The sequence below is a fragment of the Nocardia aurantia genome, assembly GCF_009604425.1.
In the GTDB taxonomy this organism is placed as follows: Bacteria; Actinomycetota; Actinomycetes; order Mycobacteriales; family Mycobacteriaceae; genus Nocardia; species Nocardia aurantia.
In genome coordinates, this window is record NZ_WEGI01000006.1 from 220,974 (window position 1) to 234,061 (window position 13,088).

The window sequence follows — 13,088 nt, forward strand, 5'->3', positions numbered from 1 at the left end:
GCTCAGCGGTCGGCGTCGGTGTAGCGGATGATGCCGCGAATGTTGCGGCCCTCCAACATGTCCCGGTAACCGTCGTTGATCTGGTCGAGGCGGTACTGCCGGGTCACCATGTCGTCGAGGTTGAGCTTGCCGACCCGGTACATCGACAGCAGGTGCGGAATGTCGTAGTGCGGGTTGCCGCCGCCGAAGATGGTGCCCTGCAGGTTCTTCTGCATCAGCGTCAGCATCGACAGGTTGAGCGTGGCCTGATTGTCCATCAGGCTGCCCATGGCGGTGACGACGCAGGTGCCACCCTTGGCGGTGATACCGAGCCAGCTGTCGACATCCTCGCCGCGCGCGTGCCCGACGGTGACGATCACCTTCTTCGCCATACCGCCCGCCGTGATCTCCGCGGCCGCGCCGGTCGCCTCCTCGATCGTCGTGAAGGCATGGGTCGCACCGAATTTCAGGGCCTGTTCCCGCTTCCACGGCACCGGGTCGACGGCGAAGATGTGCCGGGCGCCGGCATGCACCGCGCCCTGCAGGGCGGAGATGCCGACCCCGCCGAGGCCGATGATCGCGACGTCCTCCCCGGGCCTGATGTCGGCGGAGCGGACCGCCGAGCCGTAGCCCGTGGTCACACCGCAGCCGACCAGGCAGGCGACCTCGAACGGAATGGACGGGTCGATCTTCACCACCGAACTCTCGTGCACCACGGTGTACGGGGCGAAGGTGCCCAGCAGGGTCATCGGGTAGACGTCCTGACCGCGGGCCGTGACCCGGTGCGATCCGTCCGACACCGAGGTTCCGGCCAGCAGCAGCGCTCCGAGGTCGCACAGGTTGCGCAGCCCGGCCTGGCAGGAGGGGCACTTTCCGCAGGAGGGGATGAACGACAGCACCACGTGGTCGCCGACGGCGATGTCCTCGACACCCTCCCCGATCTCCACGACGATCCCGGCGCCCTCGTGGCCGCCGAGCACCGGGAAACCCGCCATCGGGATGCCACCGGTGACCAGATGATGATCGGAGTGGCACATGCCGGATGCTTCCAGCTGGACTTTCACCTCGTGCCGGCGGGGATCGCCGATCTCGATCTCCTCGATCTGCCACGGCTGATCGAATTCCCAGATGAGTGCGCCCTTGGACTTCATCGTCTGCTCTCTTTCCGGCACCGACCGCTACCACCGGTATCTCCACAGGGTGCAGGGCTGCGCGCACCCAGATATTACGCTGGTACGGTCCGGCGCAGATCGGTTGCGGCGATCCGATTCCACTCACCGGGAACAGATTTTCGCGCTCGGCGCCGGTTCACCGGCGACCCGTTCGAACACGGCCCACCGGCAGCGGATCACGGGCGACCGGAACCCGTCGCGGTCGGGTTCCGGCGAGGCATGCCTCAGGGAGCGATGGGAATCTCCAGGCGGCCCGGGCCCTGCAGTGTCACTGTGCTGTCGGGTGCGGTCTCGGTCGCGTAGAGCGGGTCCTCGGTGGCGAGGATCGCGACGAGCTTGTGGCCGAGCGGTATTCGGTAGTCGGTGGCCTGGAGCCGCAGGGCGATCGTGGCGGGCTGCCCGGGCCCGGAATTGTGCACCGTGGTGGCCGCGTGCGTGACGATGCGGAGGTTACCGGTGAGCGGGTTGAGGTCGAAGAGGTACGCGACGACCGTGGCCACGTCGGTGGACGGGGTGACGGTGACGTGGAATTCGGGGAAACCGGCGATGTGCTGGGGTTTCAGGAACGGGTTCGGGGTGGCCCAGACCGCGGCGGTGGCCCGGTCCACCTCGGCGAACTTCTGCCGGACCGGCATCAGCAGCCGTTCCAGGAAGCCGTCGAAGACCAGTTGCTGCGCGGCCTGGACGTGTGGATCGCCCGCGCGGATGGCCTGCCGGAGTTCGCCCGGCGGCTGGAGAACCAGTGTGCCGTCGACGGATCCGCCGGCGGGGGCCGCCAAGTGGTAGGTGCGCGACGGCTGGGCCCAGGATGCCAGATCCGGCGCCGTGGCCATCGTGAAGCTGTACATGGTCTCGGTGTGCACCACGCCGTCGCGGTCGATCCCGTTGTCGATGCCGCGCACGAAGCGGTCCAGCCAGTCGTAGGCCGCTTCGCTGGTCCGGGTGTAGACGCCGAGGATCATGCCCGGGATCTCGACCGCGCCGTGGTCACCGACCGCGAGGTCGAGGCGCTTGGGACCGGGGAATTCGCTGAAATAGTCCAGCAATTGGTTCTGCGGGAAGATCGTCTCGTGCCAGTAGCTGGTGAAGAAGGTCGGCACCGGCCGCCGCTGCCCGACCGGCACCGCGGCGGGCGATCTCGGTCGCGCGTAGGCGCGCACCGCCGGCAGATTCGTGTTCGCCTCGAAATCGGCCAGCACCGCCGTCAATTCGGCGCTGGGATGCTCGCTGATCGAGGCCAGCGTCCGGGCCGCCAGGATGTGCCGGGTGTCGTCGTACAGCAGCGATTCCGCGAGATCGGCCCAGGTACTCAGGGCGACAACGGCTTTCACCCGATCATCGACCTGAGCGACCAACTGGCTGATGCCGGAGCCGTAGGAAAGCCCCACCATGCCGATCCGCTCGGGATCCGCGTCGAGTTCGGGATGTGCCAGCGCCCAGTCGATCACGCACCGGGCGTCGGCGACATCCTCCGGACCGGCCACGGTCAGTTCGCCTTCCGAGCCCGGCAGTCCGCGTTCGGTGTAGGCGACGACCGCGTATCCGCGCAGCAGCAGCCGGATCAGCGCCCCGGAGTACATCTTCCAGCCCGCGGGATCGAGGCCGGCGGGCAGCACCACCACCGGATGCGGGCCCGCGACGAGGGGCCAGGCGGCCATGGCATCCAGCAGGACACCCTCGGCGCCCGGTATCAGCACCGCACCGAACCGGCTCTGGGAGCGGAGAGCCGCGATGTCCTCGGCCAGATAGGCAGGAACTCCGGTGGGGTCGCCGGTGAGCAGATCGTGCACGATGGCGCGGGCGTCGACCTCCTGATCGGGGGCGAGCAGGCGCAGCGGACGGTATTCGGACATGATCTCGTCCTTTCGAAAATGCAGGTATTCCGTTGCCACAGAATGGATTCGCGACGAAAGGCAGATAGCGCGGGGCAGAGTACCGAGCGAATTCGAGCACCCCGCGTACGGATGATCGTACCGTGTTCCCGATGTCCGTACGGGCCCAATGGCGCGAACGATCTTGCTACATAACCATTTTCAAACCGGACAGTGTTCATCGGATCCGCTGCGATCGCGGTCGCGATGCCCCGATCGCCGGTACGACCCCTGCCGCCCGGCACGAGCCCGGGGACGCCCGGCACAACCCCCGCCGCCGGGCCCGGTGTCCCGGATTTCCGGGAACAGAGAGATGGATCACAGTGTATCTAACGATCGCTAAGTAGCCGCTAATCTCCCAGGCAGCCGGTCGATGAGCGAGTGGCCTCCGCGGCGGGCGAACTCTCACCGGCCGATCACACAGAGGAGGAAATGACCATGGAACTCAACGGCGCGGTCGCACTGGTGACCGGTGGCGCCTCGGGCCTGGGCCTGGCCACCGTTCGCGAGCTGCACACCCATGGCGTGAAGGTGGCGATCGTCGACCTGCCGTCCTCGGCGGGCGAGACGATCGCGAAGGAACTGGGCGACGGCGTGATCTTCACCCCCGCCGACGTGACCAACGAGGAGCAGATCACCGCGGCGCTCGACGCCGCCGCCGAGCTGGGCCCGCTGCGCATCGCGGTCAACTGCGCCGGCATCGGCAACGCGATCAAGACCGTCGGCAAGCAGGGCGCGTTCCCGCTGGCGGACTTCACCCGCGTGGTGAACGTCAACCTGATCGGCACGTTCAACGTCATCCGCCTTGCCGCCGAGCGCATTTCGGCGACCGAGCCGGTGGGCGAGGAGCGCGGCGTGATCATCAACACCGCGTCGGTCGCGGCCTTCGACGGCCAGATCGGCCAGGCCGCGTACTCCGCGTCCAAGGGCGGCATCGTCGGCCTGACCCTGCCGGTCGCGCGCGATCTCGCGAGCCTGAAGATCCGCGTGGTCACCATCGCGCCGGGCCTGTTCCACACCCCGCTGTTCGCGTCCCTGCCCGACGAGGCCGTCGCCTCGCTCGGCGCCCAGGTGCCGCACCCGTCCCGGCTCGGCGACCCGGTCGAATACGGCGCCCTGGCCCGCCACATCGTGGAGAACCCGATGCTCAACGGCGAGACCATCCGCCTCGACGGCGCCATCCGCATGGCCCCGCGCTGACGGACCGGGCCTCGCGGCCCCTACTCCGCCGCTACCGGACGGGCGGCCGTGGACATCCCACGGCCGCCCGTCCCGTTCCCGGCCCGGCGATCAAACGTCTTGGGTCGCTTCGTGATACGCCACCATGGTGTCGACGAACAGGCGACGTTCCGCGGCGCTGAGCGGTGCCAGCACCCGATGCCATGCCCGGGCGCCGGGCGCGAGCCACGTCTCGATCGCCCCGCGGTGCCCCTCGGCGATGCCGATGATCTTCTGCCGCCGATCGGCGTCGTTCTCCTGCCGGGTGAGAATGCCCTTGCGACTGAGGTCGCCGATCATCAGGCTCGCCGTCGTCGGCGCCACACCCAGCCGGCCGGCCAGCTCGTTGACCGTCATCGACCCGTCGAACAGCAGCAGCGACAACAGCGACAGATGCCGCGGCGTCAACTCCATGTCCCGCAGGTCCGGGGGCACCGGCAGGCGCTTGACCCGGCCCATGATCTGCGGCATCAGCAACAGCAGATCCCGGACCGACCGATCCAGGTCGTCGTCGCCGTCCTTCCGGATCCCGGCATTGGTTGACACCGCACCACCCTCCAAATACCTTTGTTTACAAAGTTATTTTGTTGTGCTCAGAGTCGGCCCGGCCGATTCGTCCCGGCAGGAGTGACATGGCCATTCTCGTAACCGGCGTCCGTGGCAACATCGGCGCCCGGGTCGCCGGGCTGCTGACCGCCGCCGGGCACGAGGTGCGGGGTGCCGCCCGCCGCCTCGACGGCCCGCCGGTACCGGGCGTGGAACTCGTGGAACTGGACATCGACGACCCTCACACGGCCGATGCCGCGCTCACCGGCGTCGACACCGTATTCCTGTACCCCACCAGGGGAAATTCCGAGCGCTTCCTCGCCGCCGCACGGGATCACGGCGTGCGGCACCTCGTCTTGCTGTCGTCGCCGGCCTCCTTCGAGGCCGGCGAGCACGACCGCATGATCGGCCTCGTCCACCGCGCCGCCGAGGAGCGGGTACAGCGGTGCGGCGTGCCCGCCACCATCCTGTATCCGAGCTGGCTGGCCACCAACGCGCGTCGTGACTGGGCCCCGCAGATCCGGGAACGGCAACGCCTCGGCATCGCCTACCCGGACTCGCAGATCAACCCGATCCACATCGAAGACGTCGCCGAGGTCGCCGCCGCCCTGCTGACCGGCGAAACCCATCGGGCCCGCTGGCACGTCCTCACCGGCCCGGCGATCCTCCGCCTCCGGGACGCGGTCGCCGTCGTCGCCGACGCGATCGGCCGCCCGATCCCGATCGACGAACTCGACCGCACCGCCGCTCTCGCCGCGCGGCCGCCCGCCCTACCCGAGCCCGTCCTCGAGGTCCTGCTCGACATCGCCGCCACCGCGGTCACCACCGCCCCACTCGTGACCAACGCCGTCGAGCGGATCACCGGCCACCCGCCACGCCCATTCGCCGAATGGGTTCGAGCACACCGGGATTCCTTCCTGGCCTGATCGACCGATCACTCACCGGAGACCGATTCCACGGCAATGCCGTTCGGGCGCGCTGCCCGAATCGATCTCCGGCCCCGGCACTTTCGTGCGCCGAACCGGGTTGCGGGCACAGGATCCACCCCGCCCGCCGCCGCGATGAGACCGACTGCGCCGCATCATGTTCGGCCGCAGTAGACGCGTCGTCCGGTGCCGGTGGCGATGCCGGTGGTGTGGCGGTGCCGCTGGCGGCGGCGTGGCGGTGGCGGCGGTGGCGTGGCGATGCCAGTGGCGATGGCGCTGCCGGTGCCGGTGCCGGTGCCAGTGCCGGTGGCGTGGCGGTGCCGCTGCCGGTGGCGGGTGGCTGTGGCTGTGGCTATGCCGGTGGCTGTGGCGATGCCGGTGGCGGGGCGATGCCGGTGCCGGTGGCGATGGCGATGGCGGTGCCCGTAGCGATGGCGATGCCGGTGGCGTGGCGGTGCCGCTGCCGCTGCCGGTGGCTGTGGCGATGCCGGTGGCGGTGGCGTGGCGGGGCGATGCCGGTGCCGGTGGCGATGCCGGTGCCCGTAGCGATGGCGATGCCGGTGGCGTGGCGATGCCGGCGCCGGCGCCCGTGGCGATGGCGATGCCGGTAGTGTGGCGGTGCCGCTGGCGGTGGCGTGGCGGTGGCGGCGGTGGCGTGGCGATGCCAGTGGCGATGGCGCTGCCGGTGCCAGTGCCGGTGCCAGTGCCGGTGGCGTGGCGGTGCCGCTGCCGCTGCCGGGTGGCGGTGGCTGTGGCTGTGGCTGTGGCGATGCCGGTGGCGTGGCGGTGCCGCTGCCGGTGGCGGGTGGCTGTGGCTATGCCGGTGGCTGTGGCGATGCCGGTGGCGATGCCGGTGCCCGTAGCGATGGCGATGCCGGTGCCCGTGGCGATGGCGATGCCGGTGGCGTGGCGTGGGGATGGCAATGCCGGATCAGCGCGCGGGCGGGCCGAGTCGTTGTCGCCGGACGCCTGGCGCGGACACGTCGTCGGTGCGCGCGGTGAGCATGATCACCGACACCGGCCGACTTGTCTCCTGGACATGATCACCGGCGCCGGCCGGCTCCCCCTCCTGGAGTAGCACCCCCGACCCGGCCTCGGGACCGGCCGAGGTACGGGCACGGTGACCGGGGACGCCGACCGCAGGACACGTCCGTCGCTCCGGCGAAGCCGACCGGTGGCAACTGGTCGGCACCACCGTCCGAGCGGTGGTCGTACGCTGAGGGCATCATGACGCTCGACGAGGTCGCGGCCGAGCTCTACGGGATACCGCCCGCGGAGTTCGTCGCCACGCGCACCGAGCGAGCGAAGCAGGCACGGGACGCCGGGGACAGGACGCTGGCGGCGGCGATCGGCGAATTGCGGCGGCCGACCGTGGCGGCCTGGGCGGTGAATCTGCTGGCCCGCGCGGACAGCGACGCGGTCGGCGCGCTGCTGCAACTGGGAGACGCGTTGCGCGACGCGCAGCGACGGCTGTCGGGTGAGCGGTTACGCACCCTCACCACCCAGCGGCAACAGGTGATCAACGCGCTCACCCGCAAGGCCGCCGAGCTCGCCTCAGCGGCCGGGCCGCGATCGAGCGAAGCCGTGTTACGGGATGTCAGCAGCACGCTGAACGCGGCCCTCGCCGACCCCGAGGTCGCGGAGCGAGTCCGCAGCGGGACACTCACCGCCGCAGCGAGCTACGAGGGGTTCGGCCCGGCGGGTCTCACCGCCGTCCCCGCCGACGCCGCCATCCCCGCGGAACCCGCCGGGGCCGCCGGGGGCACGGGGGCCACCAAGGCCGCGAAGGCCGCCGAGGGCGCGGGGGCCGGGGTTGCGGGGGACGCCGAGGCCGCGCAACCAGCCGGGATCACGAAGGCCACCGGGGTTGCGAGGGCCACCGGGGTTGCGAAGGCCACCGGGGCCACCGAGACCACCGGGGCCACCGAGACCACCGGGGTCACGAAGGCCACCGGGATCACGGAACCCGCCGGCGTCGCGGAGGCCACCGGGGTCGCGAAGGCCGAGACGACGGCGAGGCCAGCGAGACGCGGCCGCAAGGAGCGGGCGTCCCGGCCTGATCCACAGGAAGAAGCGCGGCGGGAGCTCGAACGATTGGCCGCCGATATCGAAACCGCCCGTGCCGCTGTCACTTCCGCCGAATCCGTGCACGACGCGGCCGCCGCCGAACTGGCCGGGGCAGAATCCCGGATCACCGACCTCCGTGCCGAACTGACCAGGGCGGAGGATCGGCGGCGTTTCACCGCTGCCGCCGAACGCACCGCCCGCGAGACGCTGCGCCGCAGCCGACAGCGATTGGCCGGCCTGGAGCAGCGCGCCGAGCGAACCCGGCGGCAATTGTCCGCCGGGTGACGATGATCCGGCCACTGGCGACCTGCCGCGTGGCCGCGACCGCCCAGCTCGTGTCCGCTTCTGGATCGAGCCACGATCCATCTCCGGCTATCGCGGCCGAATCGACCTGATTCCCTCGCACACCAGGTGCCGACCGGGCCTGCCACTGCGGCCAGATCGACCCGAATTCCCCACGCACAAGGCGCCAACCGAGCCCGCCACCGCGGCCGAATCGACCTGAATCCCACGCGCACAAGGTGCCGACCGAGCCTGCCACCGCGGCCACATCGACCCGAATCCCCGCACACCAGGCGCCAACCGAGCCCGCCACCGCGGCCGAATCGACCCGATCCCTCGCACACCAGGTGCCGACCGAGCCCGCCACCATGGCTAGATCGACCCGAATCCCCCACGCACCAAGCGCCGACCGAGCCCGCCACCGTGACCAGATCGACCCGAATCCCCCACGCACCAAGCGCCGACCTGGGCTGCCCGCTCGGGCGCTGGCTGGCCGCCTCGGGCCGGCACTGGCCGCTTCGGGCCGGCTCCGGCCGACACGATGTCGGCCGCTTCCCCGGCTGCGCGCGCCGGCCGCGAATCCGAACCCCTGCGAAACCGCCTCCCCGCACCGTCTTGCATAAGTGAGCGCTTACTGAGAAGTTGGAGGGGTACAAGGCCCGCCGCCGGTACCGGACCGGGGCTGCGACGACCGAGGGCCGGGATCAGACAGAGGAGAGCGCACGATGCCGAGGCCGAACTGGCAACTGCTTCCGGATCCGGAACCGCAGGAGCGTAGTTACTCGATCATCTCGGTGGACGACCATCTCACCGAGCCCGCCGACATCTTCGTGAAACGTTTCCCGGCGAAGCTGCGGGACCGGGCGCCGCAGGTCATCACGACGCCCGACGGCTCGGAGGCGTGGGTCTACCGGGACCGGCTCTATCGCGACAACGGGATGAGCGTGGTGGCCGGGCGCCCGCAGTCCGAGTGGAGCCTCGACCCGCTCAACTTCGACGAGATGCGCCGCGCCGCATGGGATGTGCATGCGCGGGTCCGGGACATGGATGTGGACGGCATCTGGGCGTCGCTGTGCTTCCCTTCCGGCGCTTGGGGTTTCACCGGCCGGGTGCTGTCGATGAACAACGACACCGAGGTCGGGCTCGCCGCGGTCCGGGCCTGGAACAGCTGGATGCTCGAGGAATGGCACGGCGCGTATCCGGAGCGGTTCATCCCGATGCAGTTGCCGTGGTTCAAGGATCCGGTGCTCGCGGGCGAAGAAGTGCGCCGCAACGCCGAACTCGGCTTCACGTCGGTGTCGTTCCTGGAATCGCCGCATCTGCTCAAGCTGCCGCCGATCACCGACCACAAGCACTGGGAACCGTTCTTCAAGGCCTGCGAGGAGACCGAGACGGTTCTGTCCCTGCATTGCGGCGCAAGCGGTTTCGTGTTGCAGGGTTCGCCGGGCGGCGGGCTGAACGTGCAGACCTCGCTGTTCCCGGCCGGCGCCTTCTGCGCCGCGATCGACTGGGTCTGGGCGGGCATCCCGGCGCGGTATCCCGATCTGAAGATCGCGCTCAGCGAGGGCGGCATCGGCTGGGTGCCGATGGCGATCAACCGCCTGGACTACGTGCTGGAACATTCGGGCGCGGGCACCGATTCGTGGCCGTACGACGTGACCCCGAGCGAGGCGTTGCGGCGCAACTTCTATTTCTGCATGCTCGACGACCCGGGCACGCTCGATCAGCGGCACATGATCGGCGTCGATCACATCATGTTCGAAACCGACTTCCCGCACGCCGATTCGACCTGGCCGAACTCACAGCAGTTGCTGCGCAAGCGGTTCGCCGACATCCCGCAGCACGAGGCCATGGCCATGGCGGGCGGCAATGCCGCCCGGATCTTCCGCCACCCGCTTCCGCAGGGCGACGCCTGGCCCGCCATTCCGGCACACTGACGGCCCGCCGTTCCGGCACACTGACGCGCCGGCCGCCGGGCAGCCGTGGCCGGGCAGCCGTGATCGGCACGGCCGCCCGGCGACGGCACGCGGGTCACGCGCCCGGGCAGCTGCCGTCCCGCACGGCGGCGATCGTGCACAGGGTGGCGTGCGGGTAGTACGGCCCCATGACCGCGGCGGCCTCCTCGGACGTGCCGTCGACCGGCACGTTCTGCACCGCGTGCGGGAACTCACCGGTAGGCAGCATGTTCCGGATCAGCATCGCCTCGGGCGTGGACGGGTGCCGGCTCGACGTCGGCACGAACGTCGCGCCGGGGATGGCCTCGATCTCGGCGCGCTGTGCCTCGGTGCCCACCACGTAGGTGTAGTCGCCGGCCGCGTCGAGCACGGTCTGTTCGTCGGTGCGGCAGCCGTTGTCGATCGCCCCGTCGGCGGCGGTGTCCACCACGACCGGTCCGGGCAGCACCGCGAGATTGGTACAGAACGAGAAGTACCGGACCTCGGCGCCGGATGTGGGCGGCCACACCACCGGCTCGGTTCCGCCGGGTGTCTTCGGCGCCCGGCCGCGCACGACCATCACCCGGCCGTCGGCGGCGGGCGTGAAGGTGGCGGCCAGATAGGCGTTGTCGACGTTGGGAAATGCGCCCGCGCCACTGGCCCGCCGGAATTCCGTTGTGCCGGAGGACTTGTCGCGCCGGCTGATACCGACCTCGCCGAGCGCCGACGTGACGGTGCCCAGCAGTCCGTTCCCGTCGCCGACACACGATGCGAGCGTGCGGGTTCCGGCGCCATCACTGATCCGCACCTCGGGCGGGCGCACCGACGCGGCGTCACCGGCGGGCAGATACTCGCGAAAGATGAGGTAGCCCCGGCCGCTGGTCGCGCCGGCGGGCGACAAAGCCAGCGCGTTGGGCGCATTCGGATCGGTGGTGACGTTCACCGTGTAGGTTCCGGCGCCGCCCGGATGCTGCCACGGGTTGTCGGTGCCCGGATCCGGTGCGATCCGGTAGTCGGGCAACGCGGAAGCGACTCCGCCGGTCGTGAAGCTGCTGAACCTGCCGTCGTAGGTGTTGAACGACATGTATCGCGCCCGCGGGAACTGCCCGGTCAGCGTGATCGTCGTCCCGGGCCGCACCTCGTAGGGCATGATCCAGTACCACGCACCGGTATCGGGCAGCGCGAAGTTCACCTGCCCGATCGTGCGCGGCGACAATTCACCCTGCCAGGCGCACTGCCCGGCCGGAGGTGCGGCCGGTTCGCCGGCCGCGGCGGTCGCGCCGATACCGACCCCGGTGACCGCGGCGACGGTGACACCGACGCTCAACACTGCGTTCAGGACGTCTCGCACGCGCCTGATCCTCCTCTGCTGCGCGGCTGCCGGAATGGCAGCGCCACAACAGAATATGAAGCGTCCCCGCCGGACGGGCCACGGCCGCAACGAATCTGTCCGAATCCACACGAATCGGCATCGCGCCCCGGAACTCCGATCGCCCCCTCGGAACACAGCGGCGGCGCGCGCACCCGCCTGTTGGACGGCTTGCTACGGCCGGCGCCCAGATCGGAGTCGGCGGCTGGCTCGGTGAGCACCATAATGGCGCCCCAGCCCTGCTCGACCGCGGCGAGCACCCCGAAATTCGAGCACATCGCTCCGGCCTGACACCCCACGCCGGCACTCGAGCACGCGCCGGGCGAACAGCCGACGGCTCGCTACTGGCACGGCCGCCAGCGTCACCGAGCTCTAAAAACCGATCGGTCAATTTTCCGGACGCCCGTCACCTATCCGGTTCAGCACCCAGGTGTCGCGCCCGCTGGCCTTCGCCAGGTAGAGCCCGGTGTCCGCGTCATCGATCAGTTTCTCGGTGTCGACCTTGTCGATCGGGGTCAGGACCGCGCCGACGCTCGCCGAGATCGACAACGAGTCGTCCGCGCCGATCGGGATGGGCTCCCGCAGGGACGCGAGCGCGACGCCGGCCGCGTCGTTCACCCGCTCGGCATCGCACGGCGGCGAGAGCAGCACGACGAACTCGTCGCCGCCGATCCGGGACAGCATCACCGAGGGCGATGCCAGTGCGGCGTCGAGTCGCCGGCCGACCTCGATCAGCACCCGGTCGCCCACGTTGTGGCCGTAACGATCGTTGATCATCTTGAACGAGTCCAGATCGATGAAGCACACGCCGAGGCTGGCCTCCGGCTCGGCCTCGTCGACGATGGCCTGCACCCGTTCCAGCAGGCACCGCCGATTGGGCATGCCGGTCAGCGAGTCGTGATGCGCCTGCCACTGCAGTTCCTCCTGCAGCGCGCGGCGCTCGGTGATGTCCTCGCCGACCGCGACGATGTACATGTCGAGCTCGGATTTGCCGTGCACCAGCGTCATGGTCCAGGACCCCCACGCGATCGTGCCGTCGGCGCGGCAGAATCGGCCCTCGAAATGCGCGGTACCCTGCTTGCGTTTCATCAGCCGGGTGACGCACAGCCGTAACTTCTCCCGGTCACCGGCGGCCATGAAATCCAATCCGGACATTCCGATGATGTCCTCCCGCGCCATTCCGACCATTCGCTCGGTGGTGGGATTCGCGTCGATGGTGATGCCGTCGACATCGTAGAGCGCGATCGCCACCGCGGCATTGTCGAAGACGACGTGGAAGAGTTCCTCGGCGGTCTGCAACCGGCTGGTGCGCGAGGCCAGCAGTTCGGTGGTGTACCCCCGGCTCAACTCCCCGGTCAGGGCGCCGAGCCGGCGGGTCGCTTCCGGGCCCGCCGACCGTTCCGCGAGGTCGACCAGCACCGACGAGGTCGGCCCCAGCACCGCCGGAGTGGTCAGCTGGGCACGGGCCATCGCGACTCCGACGCGATGGCCCGGCTCCGGATCGAATCGGTCCGCCGACAGCGCGGCGTCCAGTTCGGCGATCCATCCGGCCATCCGATTCTCGATACCGTCCCAGGCAGTCGAGGGCAGCGGATGGCAGCCCGCAATGGCGGCCGACCATTTCCGCGCCGTTTCGATGACCTCACGACTGTCCACCGCGGGAGTACCTTCCTGCACGGCCGATCCGACAGAAACCGTCTCCACCAAGCATACGAAATCCGCGA

10 protein-coding genes are annotated in these 13,088 nt (G+C 69.9%); 5 read left to right on the top strand and 5 right to left on the bottom strand.

Annotated features, from left to right (window positions below):
- Positions 1-2 precede the first annotated feature (2 nt).
- Both NRB56_RS15085 and NRB56_RS15090 read right to left on the bottom strand, forming a co-directional pair.
- Positions 3-1,130, bottom strand: coding sequence for an NDMA-dependent alcohol dehydrogenase (locus NRB56_RS15085; protein ID WP_153342577.1), 1,128 nt, complete (start codon positions 1,128-1,130; stop codon positions 3-5).
- 245 nt (positions 1,131-1,375) lie between these two features.
- Positions 1,376-3,004 (bottom strand): alpha/beta fold hydrolase, encoded by a 1,629-nt coding sequence (locus tag NRB56_RS15090; RefSeq protein ID WP_153342579.1) that lies wholly within the window; start codon positions 3,002-3,004, stop codon positions 1,376-1,378.
- Positions 3,005-3,460: 456 nt separating this feature from the next.
- Between NRB56_RS15090 and NRB56_RS15095 the strand changes: the two genes are divergently transcribed.
- Positions 3,461-4,222: a 3-hydroxyacyl-CoA dehydrogenase gene (locus tag NRB56_RS15095; RefSeq protein ID WP_153343046.1), complete on the top strand. Its 762-nt coding sequence runs from the start codon at positions 3,461-3,463 to the stop codon at positions 4,220-4,222.
- Between the two features lie 90 nt (positions 4,223-4,312).
- On the opposite strand, the gene NRB56_RS15100 is transcribed toward NRB56_RS15095, so the two are convergent.
- Positions 4,313-4,786 carry a MarR family winged helix-turn-helix transcriptional regulator gene (locus tag NRB56_RS15100; protein ID WP_319943027.1) on the bottom strand — a complete coding sequence of 158 codons (474 nt, stop codon included), beginning with the start codon at positions 4,784-4,786 and terminating at the stop codon, positions 4,313-4,315.
- Between the two features lie 86 nt (positions 4,787-4,872).
- On the opposite strand from NRB56_RS15100, the gene NRB56_RS15105 reads away from it, so the two are divergent.
- From NRB56_RS15105 to NRB56_RS15120, 4 genes are all read left to right on the top strand, one after another.
- Positions 4,873-5,712: an SDR family oxidoreductase gene (locus tag NRB56_RS15105; protein ID WP_153342580.1), complete on the top strand. Its 840-nt coding sequence runs from the start codon at positions 4,873-4,875 to the stop codon at positions 5,710-5,712.
- A 448-nt stretch (positions 5,713-6,160) separates the two neighbouring features.
- Positions 6,161-6,790, top strand: a complete 630-nt coding sequence (locus NRB56_RS15110; protein WP_153342582.1) for a hypothetical protein — start codon at positions 6,161-6,163, stop codon at positions 6,788-6,790.
- 149 nt (positions 6,791-6,939) lie between these two features.
- Entirely contained in the window at positions 6,940-8,064 is a 1,125-nt protein-coding gene (locus NRB56_RS15115) for a hypothetical protein (RefSeq protein WP_153342584.1), read from the top strand.
- Between the two features lie 722 nt (positions 8,065-8,786).
- Positions 8,787-9,998, top strand: a complete 1,212-nt coding sequence (locus NRB56_RS15120; protein WP_153342586.1) for an amidohydrolase family protein — start codon at positions 8,787-8,789, stop codon at positions 9,996-9,998.
- Between the two features lie 94 nt (positions 9,999-10,092).
- Here the strand turns inward: NRB56_RS15120 and NRB56_RS15125 are convergent, their stop codons facing one another.
- Positions 10,093-11,346, bottom strand: coding sequence for a hypothetical protein (locus tag NRB56_RS15125; protein ID WP_153342588.1), 1,254 nt, complete (start codon positions 11,344-11,346; stop codon positions 10,093-10,095).
- A gap of 405 nt (positions 11,347-11,751) precedes the next feature.
- Positions 11,752-13,020, bottom strand: a complete 1,269-nt coding sequence (locus NRB56_RS15130; protein ID WP_153342590.1) for a diguanylate cyclase domain-containing protein — start codon at positions 13,018-13,020, stop codon at positions 11,752-11,754.
- Positions 13,021-13,088 lie beyond the last annotated feature (68 nt).

Excerpts from the sequence above, each read along its gene's own strand:
- NRB56_RS15085 (WP_153342577.1), bottom strand. The coding sequence starts at position 1,130 with ATGAAGTCCAAGGGCGCACTCATCTGGGAATTCGATCAGCCGTGGCAG.
- NRB56_RS15090 (WP_153342579.1), bottom strand. The coding sequence starts at position 3,004 with ATGTCCGAATACCGTCCGCTGCGCCTGCTCGCCCCCGATCAGGAGGTC.
- NRB56_RS15095 (WP_153343046.1), top strand. The coding sequence starts at position 3,461 with ATGGAACTCAACGGCGCGGTCGCACTGGTGACCGGTGGCGCCTCGGGC.
- NRB56_RS15105 (WP_153342580.1), top strand. The coding sequence starts at position 4,873 with ATGGCCATTCTCGTAACCGGCGTCCGTGGCAACATCGGCGCCCGGGTC.
- NRB56_RS15115 (WP_153342584.1), top strand. The coding sequence starts at position 6,940 with ATGACGCTCGACGAGGTCGCGGCCGAGCTCTACGGGATACCGCCCGCG.
- NRB56_RS15120 (WP_153342586.1), top strand. The coding sequence starts at position 8,787 with ATGCCGAGGCCGAACTGGCAACTGCTTCCGGATCCGGAACCGCAGGAG.